16 protein-coding genes and 1 pseudogene are annotated in these 15,531 nt (G+C 51.7%); 6 read left to right on the top strand and 11 right to left on the bottom strand.

Annotation, left to right across the window (positions count from 1 at the left end; genetic code table 11):
• The 4 genes and pseudogenes from AACU55_RS03240 to AACU55_RS03225 all read right to left on the bottom strand — a co-directional run.
• Positions 1–649 (bottom strand): annotated as a pseudogene (locus AACU55_RS03240) (IS4-like element IS1271 family transposase); the annotation flags it as partial.
• A gap of 137 nt (positions 650–786) precedes the next feature.
• Positions 787–1,236 carry a flavodoxin gene (locus AACU55_RS03235; RefSeq protein ID WP_013574188.1) on the bottom strand — a complete coding sequence of 150 codons (450 nt, stop codon included), beginning with the start codon at positions 1,234–1,236 and terminating at the stop codon, positions 787–789.
• A 42-nt stretch (positions 1,237–1,278) separates the two neighbouring features.
• Entirely contained in the window at positions 1,279–2,058 is a 780-nt protein-coding gene (gene truC, locus AACU55_RS03230; RefSeq protein ID WP_134706638.1) for a tRNA pseudouridine(65) synthase TruC, read from the bottom strand.
• Between the two features lies 1 nt (position 2,059).
• Positions 2,060–2,374, bottom strand: coding sequence for a YqcC family protein (locus AACU55_RS03225; protein ID WP_013574186.1), 315 nt, complete (start codon positions 2,372–2,374; stop codon positions 2,060–2,062).
• Between the two features lie 190 nt (positions 2,375–2,564).
• On the opposite strand from AACU55_RS03225, the gene AACU55_RS03220 reads away from it, so the two are divergent.
• Entirely contained in the window at positions 2,565–3,803 is a 1,239-nt protein-coding gene (locus AACU55_RS03220; protein ID WP_134706637.1) for an MFS transporter, read from the top strand.
• A gap of 658 nt (positions 3,804–4,461) precedes the next feature.
• On the opposite strand, the gene syd is transcribed toward AACU55_RS03220, so the two are convergent.
• The gene (gene syd, locus AACU55_RS03215) at positions 4,462–5,013 is read right to left on the bottom strand and encodes a SecY-interacting protein (RefSeq protein ID WP_013574184.1); all 552 of its coding nucleotides are present in this window, start codon (positions 5,011–5,013) and stop codon (positions 4,462–4,464) included.
• A 76-nt stretch (positions 5,014–5,089) separates the two neighbouring features.
• Between syd and queF the strand changes: the two genes are divergently transcribed.
• The 3 genes from queF (at position 5,090) to xni (ending at position 8,301) form a co-directional block, all read left to right on the top strand.
• Positions 5,090–5,935 carry an NADPH-dependent 7-cyano-7-deazaguanine reductase QueF gene (queF, locus tag AACU55_RS03210; RefSeq protein WP_134706636.1) on the top strand — a complete coding sequence of 282 codons (846 nt, stop codon included), beginning with the start codon at positions 5,090–5,092 and terminating at the stop codon, positions 5,933–5,935.
• A 170-nt stretch (positions 5,936–6,105) separates the two neighbouring features.
• On the top strand, positions 6,106–7,470 hold the full coding sequence (ppnN, locus tag AACU55_RS03205) for a nucleotide 5'-monophosphate nucleosidase PpnN (protein WP_013574182.1): 1,365 nt from the start codon (positions 6,106–6,108) through the stop codon (positions 7,468–7,470).
• Between the two features lie 78 nt (positions 7,471–7,548).
• Positions 7,549–8,301, top strand: coding sequence for a flap endonuclease Xni (xni, locus tag AACU55_RS03200; protein WP_013574181.1), 753 nt, complete (start codon positions 7,549–7,551; stop codon positions 8,299–8,301).
• A 130-nt stretch (positions 8,302–8,431) separates the two neighbouring features.
• Here xni and rlmM read toward each other — a convergent pair whose 3' ends face one another.
• The 4 genes from rlmM to AACU55_RS03180 all read right to left on the bottom strand — a co-directional run bounded on the left by rlmM (position 8,432) and on the right by AACU55_RS03180 (position 11,647).
• On the bottom strand, positions 8,432–9,538 hold the full coding sequence (gene rlmM, locus AACU55_RS03195) for a 23S rRNA (cytidine(2498)-2'-O)-methyltransferase RlmM (protein ID WP_013574180.1): 1,107 nt from the start codon (positions 9,536–9,538) through the stop codon (positions 8,432–8,434).
• On the bottom strand, positions 9,531–9,926 hold the full coding sequence (locus tag AACU55_RS03190) for a DUF423 domain-containing protein (RefSeq protein WP_013574179.1): 396 nt from the start codon (positions 9,924–9,926) through the stop codon (positions 9,531–9,533). Before AACU55_RS03190 ends, rlmM begins: the two co-directional genes overlap by 8 nt.
• Before the next feature lie 94 nt (positions 9,927–10,020).
• Positions 10,021–10,941, bottom strand: a complete 921-nt coding sequence (locus AACU55_RS03185) for a transcriptional regulator GcvA (protein ID WP_013574178.1) — start codon at positions 10,939–10,941, stop codon at positions 10,021–10,023.
• A 484-nt stretch (positions 10,942–11,425) separates the two neighbouring features.
• Positions 11,426–11,647, bottom strand: coding sequence for a YgdI/YgdR family lipoprotein (locus AACU55_RS03180; protein WP_013574177.1), 222 nt, complete (start codon positions 11,645–11,647; stop codon positions 11,426–11,428).
• Positions 11,648–11,834: 187 nt separating this feature from the next.
• Here AACU55_RS03180 and csdA point away from each other — a divergent pair, with 187 nt between their 5' ends.
• Entirely contained in the window at positions 11,835–13,040 is a 1,206-nt protein-coding gene (gene csdA, locus AACU55_RS03175; RefSeq protein WP_134706635.1) for a cysteine desulfurase CsdA, read from the top strand.
• Between the two features lie 20 nt (positions 13,041–13,060).
• Positions 13,061–13,495, top strand: a complete 435-nt coding sequence (csdE, locus tag AACU55_RS03170) for a cysteine desulfurase sulfur acceptor subunit CsdE (protein WP_037035153.1) — start codon at positions 13,061–13,063, stop codon at positions 13,493–13,495.
• On the opposite strand, the gene tcdA is transcribed toward csdE, so the two are convergent.
• Both tcdA and mltA read right to left on the bottom strand, forming a co-directional pair.
• Entirely contained in the window at positions 13,483–14,298 is an 816-nt protein-coding gene (gene tcdA, locus AACU55_RS03165; protein ID WP_037035155.1) for a tRNA cyclic N6-threonylcarbamoyladenosine(37) synthase TcdA, read from the bottom strand. The two genes, csdE and tcdA, sit on opposite strands and share 13 nt — an antisense overlap.
• Before the next feature lie 45 nt (positions 14,299–14,343).
• The gene (mltA, locus tag AACU55_RS03160) at positions 14,344–15,456 is read right to left on the bottom strand and encodes a murein transglycosylase A (protein WP_134706634.1); all 1,113 of its coding nucleotides are present in this window, start codon (positions 15,454–15,456) and stop codon (positions 14,344–14,346) included.
• Positions 15,457–15,531 lie beyond the last annotated feature (75 nt).

Below are 15,531 nucleotides of genomic sequence, written 5' to 3'. Positions count from 1 at the left end.
GTAGCAGTCCTAAAGAGTAAAAACCCTTATCGAACAGCGTAATACTGTTATCCGGCGCGCTGTCTGCCAGCTTTGCCGCCAGGCGCATCTCGTTCACGTCGTAACTGTCCATCACACTGGCCCGCAACAGGTGACTGCTCAGTTCCATCAGGCAGACCATGCGGACCTGAGGATATCCGCGTTCACCGTGCTGGTTCGAAGCCTTACCGAAGGCCTCCGCATTTTCAGGCGTGTCCTGCGTATGCCAGACTACGCCATCGACGGCATTGAGTGTCAGTCCGTGCCAGAAAGGATGTTTTGCCTCTGCATGCCAGTGTTGCTGAGTGATATCAAACAGAACCCGGATGGCATCTTCACCTAACGTTTTTCTGCGGGCAATAACGGAGCTGGGTGCGGTGAATGAGCGTCCGGTTCGGTCAACAATATCCATCAGATTAACGATATGACTCATAGGCTTATTGTTGAATATGGCCATACCGATAACCAGCCAGACCATGGACTCGAGGGGGAGTTTACGCTTGCGTAGGGTGACGGTGTCAGTGAGAGAAAAAGCTTGCTGAATGAGGTCAGGAGACAGGAGGTCAGCGAGGCTTTGAACTTCATCGGGGGCAGTAAGATTGATAATACCGAGAGCTTGTGAAAGTTCCATTTAAAAAGGGTCCATGATGAGCATGAACCCTTTTTACACGAGCCACCGGATCGGTCAACTGATCCTTAAACGATCGGCATTAGGCGTTTGCCTGACCTTTTTTATTTCTTGCGCGCAGAACGGCAAAGGGTGTGACGTTATTTAAGCAACTGTCCCCATTTTTCCACCCACGGAATCGCAACAGTTTCCGGTTCGGCAGTTTCCATGGCGTCAATCTCCAGCATTTCGCCAATGCGCGATGCGCCTTGTTCCTGCAATAAATCATCCAGCTTATGGCCGCCGCCACAGAAATGATCGTAGCTGATATCACCCAGCGCAATCATGCCGTAACGCAACTCCGGCTGATAGCCCACGGTGTCACGGATGGCGACATACAAAGGCGCGATGCTGTCCGGCAAATCCCCCTGACCGGTAGTCGACGTCACAATCAGCACAAAGTGATGACGGTAATATTGCCAGGCTTCAAGCGTGCCTTCTTCAAACAGTTTCACGTCATGACCCTGGCCTTTCAGCACGGTTTCCGCTTCCTCTGCCACCAGTAACGCATTGCCGTATACCGTACCGACAAAAATTCCGACTTCTGCCATGGGTTTCACTCCTGTGTGATGCCAATATTTCAATCAAAGGGACTAAATTTGTGCACTATCCTGACGGCAAGTTTCTACAAACTCAACCCTTTCAAGCTCAGGGATTTTTCCCTGCCAGCCAAACTGTGTCACCACATTTTGCCAGCGATGATCCCAGCGCGCCTGAATCGACAACGGCTCACCCGTAACCGGATGAGGCAATTGCATATGACTGGCGTGCAGCATCAGCCCGGAACAGCCGAAATGCTGCGTCATGCCCCGGTTTTGCTTTAAATCACCGTGCGCGCTGTCACCAATAATCGGGTGACGCAAATGCGACATATGACGGCGCAACTGATGCTTACGGCCGGTTTCCGGTTTCAGTTCCATCAGACTGTAGCGCGTGGTGTCGTAACGTCCTACAGCCACTGGCATTTCGACCTGTGCGACGACACGATAATGCGTCACTGCAGGCTGTGGCGCTTTATCCGGATCCGCAAACTTATCAGCGATTTTATCCAGCTCTTCGGTCAGCGCGTAATCGAGGGTGCCGTCTTGTGGCACATACCCGCGAACTACGGCGTGATAGGTTTTGTTCATCTGATTATTTTCGAACTGCTGCGACAGCAAACGCGCCACGTCACTGGACAGTGCCAGCAGCAAAACGCCCGACGTCGGCTTATCCAGCCGGTGAACCGTAAACACATGCTGACCAATCTGATCACGCAATGTTTGCATCACAAACACCGTTTCATGGCGGTCCAGCCAGCTGCGGTGAACCAGCATACCCGCAGGTTTATTTACTGCGATAAGATGTTCGTCCTGATACAAAATTTCCAGCATGTCAGTCTTCTATGTTCAGCAAATCGTCGAGGCGTTGCAGCTGAGTCAGCAAACGGAGTGCTTCAGGCATCGCCACTTCAAAATAGGGGGTGATAGCAAAACGGGTTGGCATTGGTGCCTGGGCCTCCAGCAACGCGTACATACGGGGAACCAGCACCCATTGGAGCCATTGTTCAGCAGACAGGGTATCCACTGAAAACGGCTCTTTGCTTTCAAAGGCTTCCGCTTCCGGCGGCGTGGCGTGCCACAATTTTTCATCACGCATGACCTGCTCGATATCTTCTAAAATCTGGCGAACCTGGTTTTCTATATTCATCAATGACTCTCTTCGTTCATGGCCCCGGGCAGCCTCCGCCGGGGGGCGCAAAGCATAACATTGAAGGACTGATGCCCCAACTTTCTGCATCCTATCCAATTTATCTATCCAACCATAAGTTTTTCGTGGTAGCGATAAACGCCCGTTACGGGCAAACTACCGCCACTTTTTTCTTTACAGATCTGTCCACATGTCCGCACAACGCATTCAAAAAGCACACGCAACACCGGCAAAAGCCATGCTGGCCTCCGTCACCGGCTACGCCATGGACGGATTTGATTTACTGATCCTCGGTTTCATGCTCCCGGCTATTACCAGCGAATTTGGTTTGTCTTCCTCACAAAGTGGTTCGCTGGTGACCTGGACCCTGATTGGTGCCGTACTGGGCGGCGTCATTTTCGGACCTATCAGCGATCGTTTCGGCCGCATCCGGGTACTGACCTTCACCATTCTGATGTTCTCCCTCTTCACCGGTTTATGCGCTTTCGCACAAGGGTACTGGGATTTACTGATCTATCGCACGCTGGCCGGTGTCGGCCTGGGCGGTGAATTTGGTATCGGCATGGCGCTGATTGCAGAAGCGTGGCCGGCGGAAAAACGTAACCGCGCCTCGGCCTATGTCGGCATGGGCTGGCAGCTCGGCGTGCTAATGGCCGCCTTCCTGACACCGATGTTGTTGGGCATTATCGGCTGGCGCGGTATGTTCCTGGTCGGACTGTTACCGGCGCTGGCCTCTTTCCTTATCCGCCGCACAATGGGCGAACCGGAAGCCTTCGTAAAACACACTGCCAGCAATAATGATGGCTCACTGTTTAGCCGCATTAAGTTACTGTTCCGCGATAAAGCCACGACCAAAGCCAGCATCGGCATTCTGATCCTGTGCTCTGTTCAGAACTTTGGTTATTACGGGCTGATGATCTGGATGCCGAGTTATCTGTCGAAAAATTTTGGCTTTTCACTGACCAAATCTGGCCTGTGGACCGCCGTGACGGTTGTCGGTATGACCTTCGGCATCTGGCTGTTCGGCATGTTGTCGGATCGTTTCCCACGCTGGAAAATCTTTCTGATTTATCAGATTGGCGCTGTCGTGATGGTGGTGTGTTACGCGCAGTTGTCTGACCCGACGCTGATGTTATTCGCAGGCGCGCTGATGGGGATGTTCGTGAATGGCATGATTGGCGGTTACGGCGGCCTGATTTCCGATCTCTATCCGGTGCGTGTCCGGGCGACGGCCCAGAATCTGTTATTTAATCTCGGACGTGGCGTCGGTGGTTTTGGCCCGCTGGTGATTGGCATGCTGGTGGCACAGGTGTCATTTACCGCAGCAATTACATTGCTGGCCGCGATTTATCTGCTGGATATTTTTGCCACTTTATTCCTGTTGCCGAAAAAGCAGGGGCAGGATGATGTCTTGGGGGCGATCGGCTGAGGAATGGCTGGCGCTTTTGGGCTGGAAGGAAGATTTTACAGAAGTAATTTTTATAGACATAAAAGTTGGGGGCACTGTTTTCACAGTGCCCCCGGTTCGTTTTATAGCAATCCAGCTACCTGAGTGCTCCCTGCTCAATCCCTGAAAACTTTTCCTGCGGTTATCCTAACCGGCTGTCCTTTGCATCGTCCAACTTTCATCCTGACGGTCTGTCCTAAGTCATCCTGACTGATGTCCCTTGGTCATCTGTGACCCGCTCAGCTTCCTTTGTGAGCTCTCTTCTCCGTCCTGGAGGTGTCCCTGGTTTCGTCCTGAAACATCCTGGCATAATCCGATGCCGTCCTGACTCTTCCTGAGCCGTCCCCTTTTTTATGAATCAGCCATCATCCTGATGTTCTGCTTCATGCTTCCTTAGTGCCTGACTAGAATCGTTGATTTCGGCCTTGGGGGCAAGGCAGGCTGTAAGCCAACCTCGGCGGGCGTAAGCTGTCTCACAACCAATAAATCAAACAACTAATTGATTTTATTTATGAAAATTATTTTAACCAGGAAGTAATTAAGTCAAATTAGCGAGATCTCTTACAGCCTTTGTGAGAGATCTCTCACACGCTTGTGAGCCATTTGTGCTCTGCGGGATGGGTCGTTCAGATGATGTTGCTCAGGCGGGACAAACAGCGGTCAGCATTGTAAGGAATTCTGATAACGATGGCGAGAGTATAGTTCGTTTTTTACTGCCGAACTGTTCCAGCACGACATTACCGGTCACATTGCATAACGAAACCAGATCCAGCTCGGAATCTGTGGTCGCCAGAAAAAGGGTGGGGGTCAGCTTCAGCCTCTTTTGCGTGACCAGATGCCCGATCAGATTTTCCTGCAAGCGGGTGAAATCTTCCTGGCTCCAGACCTGCAACAACGTCAGCGGATTTCCCTGCCAGCTGGCGGTCATGTCCCCTGCATACTGTGTCGTGTAAAACTCATGCGCCTCGGGACGCAACTGTAATTCCAGCGCCCGTTCTACATTTTGCAAGGTCGCATCTGGGGTAAACGTCTGTGTTAGCCAGAAGACCTTGTCTTCATCTGTTTTGACCACGCACGGCGAATCTACACCAAAAAGGGCTTCACTGGCGGGCGGCATGCCGGTTTCCTGTTGCCAGAGATCGACATAACGTTGAGTAAATTCACGCAATGCTACAGAAACTTCAGACTCCATAATTCTCTCATCTTCCGGTAAGGCTGGGGTAAACTAGGGATTATTCTCTATTGTACCTATTTCGTAAGGTGACAGCATGTCCTCATATCAGGATAACCCCGCCCTGGCGCAACTGACGCTGGGTAAAAGTACGGCTTATGTCGATCAATACGACGCGTCTTTATTGCAGGCCGTTCCGCGCAGCATGAACCGTGAACCGCTGGGTTTATATCCGGACAACTTACCGTTTCATGGCGCAGATATCTGGACGCTGTATGAAATGTCGTGGCTCAATGCCAAAGGCCTGCCGCAGGTTGCCGTGGGTGAAATCAGTCTGAATGCCAACAGCCAGAATCTGATCGAATCCAAAAGCTTCAAGCTCTATCTGAACAGCTTCAACCAGACCGTTTTCGCGGACTGGCAGGCGGTCAAGGAAACATTAACCCGTGATTTAAGCGCCTGCGCGCAAGGCGAAGTCACGGTGAGCGTCAGCCGTCTGTCTGAGATTGAAGGTTCAGCGGTTGGGCATTTTGACGGTGTTTGCATTGATGAGCAGGATATTGAGATCGACAGTTACGAGTTCAGCACGGATTATCTGGCCAATGCTAAAGGTGCTGAGATCGTTGAAGAATCGCTGGTCAGTCATCTGCTGAAATCCAACTGCCTGATCACCCATCAGCCAGACTGGGGTTCCGTTCAGGTCCAATATCGCGGCCCGAAAATCGACCATGAAGCGCTGCTGCGTTACCTGGTTTCTTTCCGCCATCACAATGAATTCCACGAACAATGCGTTGAACGCATCTTTAATGATTTGCTGCGTTTCTGCCAGCCGGAAAAGCTTGCCGTTTATGCGCGCTATACACGCCGCGGTGGTCTGGACATCAATCCATGGAGATCCAACTTCCCGTTTGAACCTGCAACCGCGCGACTTGTCAGACAATAATGCGAGACGTTGCTCAAGAACTGAGCTAACGCTCTGTCAGCATTGGTAAAAGCCTGATGACGGGGTTACTGTTAAATCGCGTACGGCGCAAAAAATATGATCCGAAAAATCATGCGCCGCAATCAGGTAGCAGAAAGAATCACTGCACCCGTTGGTGTCAAGGAGCAACTTTGATTACACATATCAGCCCGTTAGGCTCAATGGATTTGTTGTCGCAGCTGGAAGTCGACATGCTCAAACGTACTGCGAGCAGCGACCTCTATCGTCTTTTCCGAAATTGTTCACTGGCCGTGCTTAACAGCGGCAGCCAGACTGACAGCAGTAAAGAGCTTCTCGACCGTTACGAAAGCTTTGATATCAATGTGCTGCGCAGAGAGCGTGGCGTGAAACTGGAACTGGTAAACCCACCGGAAGACGCATTTGTGGATGGCCGGATTATCCGCTCATTACAGGCCAACCTGTTTGCTGTACTGCGCGATATTCTGTTCGTGAGCGGGCAAATCGACAACGCCGGTCGTTTTCAGCACCTGAATACCAAAAACTCAGCGCATCTGACCAATCTGGTGTTCTCTATCTTACGCAATGCCCGCGCCCTGCATCTGGATGAAGATCCGAACATGGTGGTTTGCTGGGGCGGACATTCAATTAATGAAATTGAATATCAGTATGCCCGTAACGTCGGTAGTCAGTTGGGTCTGCGTGAACTGAACATTTGTACTGGCTGTGGCCCGGGCGCAATGGAAGCCCCGATGAAAGGCGCCGCCGTCGGCCACGCGCAACAGCGCTACAAAGCCGGCCGCTTTATCGGCATGACAGAACCGTCGATTATTGCTGCTGAGCCGCCTAATCCACTGGTCAACGAACTGATCATCATGCCGGATATCGAAAAACGGCTTGAGGCGTTCGTGCGCATTGCGCACGGGATCATTATCTTCCCTGGCGGTGTAGGTACCGCAGAAGAATTACTGTATCTGCTGGGCATTCTGATGGATCCGGAAAACAGCGATCAGGTTTTACCGCTGATCCTCACCGGCCCGAAAGAAAGCGCCGATTACTTCCACGTTCTCGATGCCTTCATTAAAGAAACGCTGGGTGAAGAAGCCTGTAAGTTCTACACCATCATCATCGACGATCCGACAGAAGTCGCCCGTCAGATGAAACGCGCCATGCCGCTGGTGAAAGAAAACCGTCGTAACAGCGGAGATGCCTACAGTTTCAACTGGTCGATTCGCATTGCGCCCGATTTGCAGCACCCGTTCGAACCGAATCATGAAAACATGGCGAACCTGAATCTTTATCCTAACCAGCCACCGCAGGAACTGGCCGCCGCACTGCGCCGCGCCTTCTCCGGTATTGTGGCCGGTAACGTGAAAGAATTTGGGATCCACGCCATCGAAAAACATGGTCGCTTCAAGCTGCACGGCGACCCGGCATTAATGAAAAAAATGGACAGCCTGCTGCAAGGTTTCGTCGCCCAGCACCGTATGAAATTGCCGGGCAGCGCATATATTCCTTGCTATGAGATTTGTGCCTGACCGACCGATCACACGGCAAGTCACACTTCTAAAGCAGATCTAAGGGCGACGCGAGTCGCCTTTATTATGGAGATTAACATGGCAATACATCTGCTGATTATTGATGCCCTGAACCTGATCCGCCGTATCCATGCGGTTCAGGGTTCGCCTTGTCTGATTACCTGCCAGAACGCCATAGGTCAGTTGATTCAGCATACTCAGCCCACACATGCCGTTGCCGTATTTGACGAAGATGACCGGGCAGACAGTTGGCGTCATCAGTGTCTGCCCGACTACAAAGCCGGACGCTCACCAATGCCAGATAATCTGGTTGCGGAAATGCCCAGCCTGAAAGCCGGTTTTGAAGGGCTAGGCATTGCCTGCTGGCATTCTGCAGGCAATGAAGCAGACGACCTGGCGGCAACACTGGCCGCGAAAGTGTCATCCGGCGGCCATCAGGTCACCATCGTTTCAACCGATAAAGGGTACTGTCAGTTACTGGCACCCAATATTCAGATCCGCGATTACTTCCAGAAACGCTGGCTGGATATGCCGTTTGTTCAGGAAACGTTTGGCGTATTGCCACAGCAACTCACCGATTACTGGGGTCTGGCCGGGATCAGCAGCAGTAAAATCCCGGGAGTGCCGGGAATAGGCCCGAAGACGGCGGTCACGTTACTGACGCAGACCGGATCGCTGGATGAGCTTTACGACAATCTGGAAGGCGTGCCGGAAAAATGGCGTAAAAAACTCGAAGAGCACCGTGAACTGGCGTATGCCTGCAAACGTGTATCAACGCTGCAAACCGACGTCGCGCTGGATGGCAATTTGCAGCAACTGCGCTTGCCATAAAAAAGCACTTCTCAAACGCAAGTGCTCAGGAAGGATACTCTGAATAATTTGAATTGCAGGCAGGTGGCAAGTAAGTGATTCGGGCTAACGCACGCAGCCAACGCCCCTGCAGTTCAAAGTATGACGAGTATCAGCGATCGCGCTCGTCGCGACGTCCGCCAATAGCCGACCAGAAACGGCGGATATGCACGGTGACTTCTTCGCGATCGTGATAAAGCTGCTTCGCGAAGATCTCGGCATTCACGCCATTTTCTTTCAGACGTTCGTCGATGCGTTCAAGAATATTAGAGACTTCTTCGTAACGCTTTTTCATCGGCAACTTCAGGTTAAAGATCGCCTCACGGCACCAGCCGTTGACCAGCCAGTCACACATCAGCGCAGCCACTTTAGCCGGTTTTTCGACCATGTCACACACCAGCCAGTAGTTCTTAGTGCTGGTGGATTTGTAACGGAAGCCGTCTTCACGCAGATGAATCACCTGACCGGTTTCCATCAGGCTGGGTGCCATCGGACCGTTGTCGACAGCCGTGACCATCATGCTGCGTTGTGTCAGCTGATACGTCCAGCCGCCAGGACACGCGCCTAAATCCACCGCGTACATGCCACTTGCCAGACGTTCATCCCACTCATCAGCCGGAATAAAGACATGGAAAGCTTCTTCCAGTTTCAGCGTTGAACGGCTTGGCGCTTCGGAAGGAAACTTGAGGCGCGGAATACCCATATAGAACGGTGAATTGTTATTGCTGTAGGAATACCCCACATAGCAGCAACCCGGGGCGATAAAGAACACATGCACTACCGGACGCAGCGCATTCTCTTTCTTGCCCAGCACTTTGCATTCGCGCATCGCGGAACGCAGCGGCACAGTCAGTTTGCGGCAGAACTTGGTCAGCTCTTTGCTTTCATTGGTATCAGGCACTTCAACGCGAAGCTCACCACCGTTGGTAATCACGTTCTGAACCATGCCGACAATCGGAGAAACACGATCTTCCGGCGGCAAATCTTTCAGCAACTCTCCCACCACGATCAACTGACGGGCAAAAATCAGCTCGCGGAAGGGCAGTTCTTTGGCGATACGGTCAGCATCATCTGGTTGATAGCATTCAAACAGCACATAACCGCTGTTTTCTTTCACGCGGGCAAAACCGAAGATTTCCATCTTCGCAGCTTTGTCAGTAATTTCTGCTGCGCATTCTTTTTCAAAACCCTGACGGCAGTAGAGAGCAAGTTTATTCATGGCGTTCGGCCTTTTTCTTCAGGCGCAATGCGCCGATCAACAACAAAATCCAACCGACCAGGAACAAGGTACCGCCAATCGGAGTGACAAAAACGAACAAACGGAGATGTGACAGCGCCAGACAATAAAGGCTGCCGCTGAATAAAACGGTTCCCAGCGCTAAAAAGGCGCTGCTCCAGTAGAACCACACATTGCGCTGGCGCTGCATCGCAACACCCAGAATCATCACTACCAGCGTATGAATGCTTTGATAAGTTAACCCGGTATGGATCCATGCCATTTCCGCTTCGCCGAGCGACTGGCTCAACACATGTGCGCCAAACGCACCGAAAGCGACGTAGATAAAACCGCTGATAGCGGCGAAAATCAACATTGAACGACTGGTCATTATGCGTTACCTGTTATCGTTATTTGCTGATGAAAAACCTGATTAATCAATCTCATCAGCAGACTCAGGACTTCCTATCCCCAGGAATCAGGCCTCACGCCTGATCGAAACGAAAGCGCAGTTTTTCCTGCTCGCTGGCTGCACGGGCGAGGATCCACTGACGAAAGGCGGCTATTTTACCCAGTTCTGCCTGACTGTCATGACAAACCAGATAAAAAGCATTTTTACTAATTAAAACTTCACTGAACGGACACACCAGACGTCCGGCCTCAATCTCAGTCTGTGCCATGACATTATTCACCAGCGCAATACCCTGCCCGTGAACGGCGGCCTGAACCACCATCGCACTGTGGCTGAAAATAGGCCCCTGCTGCACATTCACCTGCTGCAACCCAAGCTGTTTGGTGTACGCCAGCCAGTCCCGACGGGAAGCATCGTGCAGCAGTGTGTGATGACTTAAATCGGCGGGTTCCTTCAGCGGATTATCCCCCATCAGCAACGAAGGAGAGCAAACCGGCAGTAAATACTCCGCATACAATCGCTCTGCCCGTAGCCCCGGCCAGTTACCCCGACCATGGAATATGGCGACGTCGACATCGTCGGCCAATTTATCTTCTTCACGGTCTACCGCCTGAATGCGTACATCGATGCCCGGATAAGCTGAGTTAAAGCCAGACAATCTTGGCACCAGCCATTGAATCGCAAAACTGGGCGGTAAACTGACGGTCAGCGCGCCTTTGGCACTGCGTGCCTGAAGTTTACGTGTGGCCTCATTCAGAGCAGAGAATATCTCTTTGATATCCAGATAATAGCTCTGCCCTTCTTCGCTCAGTAACAAAGAGCGATTGCGGCGGCGAAACAGTTTTAACCCTAAAAAGTCCTCAAGTGACTTAATCTGGTGGCTAACAGCGGCCTGCGTGACGAACAATTCCTCGGCAGCCTTAGTAAAACTAAGGTGACGCGCTGCGGCATCAAACACCCGCAGAGAATTCAAAGGCGGTAAACGTTTTGACATAGAATGGATACTTCTTATTCGCCGGTTAGCGGAACGCCTGTCCGTGGGTTTAGGTATTAGTTTTTTTAATCCGAGACATTATAATTTGTCCGTTGAGGATGTACAGGCAAAAACCTATAGTGGCGCCACTTCCTGAGCCGGAACGAAAAGTAGATTGGTATGAGGATGCTGAAATACTTTTGGCTTGTGGTTGTGATGTTGTGTTTGCAATTGTCTGGCAATCCAGACGCGTAGCTTGAATGCTACAAACTTTTCACTTCCTGTACATTACCCTGTCTGTCCAAAGTGATTTTTTAGCACCGCAATTTGCGGTGCTTTTTTTTTGCTTTTTTTGCTGCATAAAGGACACAAAGGAAACACCAGGCAGCAGAATGGCGAGCGCATAATGTGACAAAACCGGCTTCCTCGCAAGAGGAGCCGGTTTTGTCACAAAGCACAATGTGAGGTTACCTGAGCGACTGACTCAAGGTGTTCACGTCAGAAATCAGTTCCCTTCTGCCATTTCTTTGATTTCAGATTTATTGATCTGCTGCTTATTGCCATACGCATCGGTATAACTGATCATACCGGTATCACTGTCGGTGCTAGGTTTGCCTTCAGCAACAATGGTGCGGCCATCGTTGGTATGCATCACGTAGTTGCTCGAACAGGCGGCAAGTGTTGTCGTCAGCAGTGCAGCTGAAATTACGGCGGCGATCTTCTTCATCATAGACTCCTTGCAGATTAATATGCTTCAAATACCTGGTTAGACTCCAGGCTAATGCTTCTAGTCTTCGTAATTCAGCATAACAAACCTCTGATGAATTTCCAGGTAACCATTCCTAAAATGAATAAGCGGCTTGTGTTACAGATAAACCTGTATTTTTAACTCAGGCCGAAGGATCTGATTTCGTATGACTGATTTTAACCCCGCAGATTTTCGTCAACAGTTTCCTGCGCTATCTCAGGGGCAATGTTATCTCGACAGTGCCGCCACCGCCCTGAAGCCGCAGGCGGTGATCGAGGCCACTGTAAATTTCTACTCTCAGGAAGGAGCCACCGTGCACCGCAGCCAGCATCATGCGGCGCAAACCCTGACAGATAACTACGAGCAGGCCAGAAGGCTGGTGACCCAGTGGATCAACGCGCCGCATTCCGCAGATATCGTCTGGACGCGGGGAACCACGGAGTCCATAAATCTGGTGGCACAAAGCTGGCTGCGCCCGCGGCTGCAACCGGGTGATGAAATTATTGTCAGTGAGGCGGAACATCACGCTAACCTCATTCCGTGGCTGATGGTCGCACAACAATGTCAGGCGCGGGTGATCACGCTGCCAGTGGATGAGTGCGGCATTCCTGATATCACCGCCCTTTCCGCCCTGCTGAACAACAAAACCCGCTTGCTGGCACTGACGCAAATGTCGAATGTTACCGGCGGAATACCCGATATAGCCCGTGCCGTTGAACTGGCACACGCTAACGCCACGCCCGTTCTGATCGATGGCGCACAAGGCGTTGTTCATTGTCCGCCAGACGTTCAACAACTCGATATCGACTTTTATGCCTTCTCCGGCCATAAGCTTTACGGGCCGACAGGCATCGGCGTGCTGTATGGCAAAACTGAATTACTCGAGAATATGGCACCGTGGCAGGGCGGCGGGAAAATGCTGACCCAGGCTTCCATGACCGGTTTTACACCGCAGGCCGTACCCCACCGCTTCGAAGCGGGTACGCCTAACATTGCCGGTGTGATCGGGATGTCAGCAGCGCTGAAATGGTTAAAAACCGTAGATCTGCAAGCGGCAGAGAAATATACACAAAATCTGGCGAGTCTGGCTGAAGAGCAGCTTACGCAGATTGAGGGTTTCCGCAGTTTCCGCTGTCAGAATGCCTCACTTCTGGCATTCGATATCGCCGGTGTGCATCACAGTGACCTTGTGACATTGCTGGCTGAACAAGGCATTGCCTTGCGCGCCGGACAGCATTGCGCCCAGCCATTGATGGATGCTCTGGGCATCAGCGGAACATTACGGGCTTCATTTGCGCCGTATAATAATGAACAGGACGTCATGCGGCTGGTCAGGGCAGTAAAATATGCTTTCGATCTGTTAGCCGACTAATTCATTCTTTGGGGAATACCATGTTAGCGCCACATCCTTTCGGCCATGAGATCACTGAATCCTCACTGACCGAAAAATTCGCGTCATTCCGTCAGTGGGAAGACCGCTACCGTCAGTTAATCCTGCTGGCGAAATCTTTGCCACCGCTGGATACGACGTTGAAAACTCCGGAAAATGAGCTGTCTGGTTGTGAAAATCGGGTATGGCTAGGCGCGGAAAAAGCGGTGAATGGAACAATGCATTTCTATGGTGACAGCGAAGGAAGGATCGTTAAAGGTTTGCTGGCAGTGCTACTGACCGCCGTGGAAGGCAAAACGCCAGACGAGATTTTAATGCGGGATCCGCTGGCGCTGTTTGATGTATTGGGGTTGCGTGAGCAACTGAGTACCAGCCGCTCCAGCGGGCTTCATGCGCTGGCAGAAGGCGTAATCGCCCTGGCTCGTCAGGCTGCCTGAGCCTGACGCTGCGCCTTAGCCATCATCTTCTTCAGTACGTGGGATACCGCGACAAAACCAAACGTCGCGGTAACCATCGTTGCAGCCCCAAAACCAGACGCGCAATCCATGCGTTTAGGGCCTTCTGCGCTTGCCTTTGCAGCACATACCGAGCCATCAGCCTGCGGATACATCAACGGCTCGCTGGAAAACACACAGTCAATTCCGAGCTTACCTTTGCTGTTTTTCACCACGTTGAAATCATTTTTCAGACGTTCACGCAGTTTTGCCGCCAGCGGATCCTGAATGGTTTTCGCCAGATCCACGACAGCAATTTGGGTCGGATCAATCTGACCACCCGCACCGCCCGTCGTCACCACCGGAATTTTATAACGACGGCAATAGGCCAGCAGCGCGGCTTTAGGCCGGACGCTGTCGATAGCATCAATGACATAGCTGAATCCGTGATCGAGCATCTCAGCCACGTTATCCGGCGTAATAAAATCATCAATGCAGGTGACTTTGCACTCCGGATTAATCGCCAGAATGCGCTGCGCCATAATTTCCGTTTTTGCCTGCCCGACGTTTTCACGTAACGCATGGATTTGACGGTTGGTGTTGGTCACACACACATCATCCATATCAATCAGCGTGATCGCGCCAATACCGGTGCGGGCCAGCGCTTCCGCAGCCCATGACCCCACTCCGCCAATACCAATCACACAGATATGCGCCTGCGAGAACAGCTCCAGCGATTGCTGACCATAAAGCCGGGCCGTTCCGCCAAAACGTTGCTGATAAGCGTCGGAGTAAGTCGCTGTCATGAAAAGATAAACCTCAGTGCGTTCGAAGACTTTGTCGTTTGAAATCTAGTTGGATGGCGCGTATGCCGTGAACAACGGCTTGCCGTTCTGCGCTGATTTTAACACCCAGACGCGTCCATAGTGATTATAAAATCCTGCGGAGTGGCCAGCGTCAGGACCAATCCCCTGATACATATCGAAATGTTGTCCTTTAATCGCCCCACCGACATCCAGTGCGACCATCAGACGCATATGATATTTGCCGGTAAACTTGCCTTTATCGTTAAGCTCCGGCACTTCCGCCAGCAAGGTAGTACCCGCCGGGATCAGCGAACGGTCAGAAGCTACAGAGGCTTTGGCAATCAGCGGCACACCGCTGGCACCGCGAACTGGCGCGAAAGGTTCAGGCTTGAAGAAAACGAATGACGGATTCTGTTCCAGCAATTCACGCACTTCTGCCGGGCTGTGAGTATCTGCCCACTGGCGGATCGCCTGCATAGACATATTCTCACGCGCCACTTCACCACGGTCGATCAGCACTTTGCCGATACTGCGGTAAGCGTGACCATTCTTGCCCGCATAACCGAAGAACATGAACGGGCGACCATCGCCGTAATCGACATAACCGCTGCCCTGTACTTCCATCATAAAGTTATCCATCAGGGAGTTGGTCCAGGCCACCACATAGTTATCACTCAGGGCACCGGAGTAAATCGAAGCACGATCGGGCAGACGACCGCGTTTAGGCGGCATACGGTAAAGCGGATACTGGAATTCGCCCTGACGGGTATAGCGCGCCTGCACAACTGGCGTGTAATAGCCAGTCAGTTGCACGTTACCAAAATTGTCAGCACCTTCCATCTGATAGGCGCTGATGCCGTACTGGCTAAGATTGCGGGTATCAGCCCCGGAGCGCAGCCATTGTTCAACAGCCTGGAATGTCGTGTTATTACGGCCATATAAAGAAGAAGAGGCAATTTGTACCGCAGCGACCTGATTAGAGTAATCCAGCGCATTTACCGGCTTGCCTGTAGCATTCGGCTCATTCACATATTCAAGCGCACTATCCAGACGGCCATCTTTATACTGCTGGCCCCGGTCAGTCGGTCGCGAAGAACACCCCGCCAGCACCGCTAACACCAGACCACCCAGCAGATATTTACTCCAACGTCCTTTCATTATTCCGCGCTCTCTTACTTTCAGGGAAATGGCTGGCGAAACGATAACAAACGCCCTATCAGAAAGGAATTACCA

The sequence above is a fragment of the Rahnella sp. CJA17(1/100) genome (assembly GCF_963881615.1).
In the GTDB taxonomy this organism is placed as follows: domain Bacteria; phylum Pseudomonadota; class Gammaproteobacteria; order Enterobacterales; family Enterobacteriaceae; genus Rahnella; species Rahnella aceris.
The sequence above is the reverse complement of the archived record's forward strand: the minus strand, read 5'-3'. Positions and strand labels throughout refer to the sequence as shown.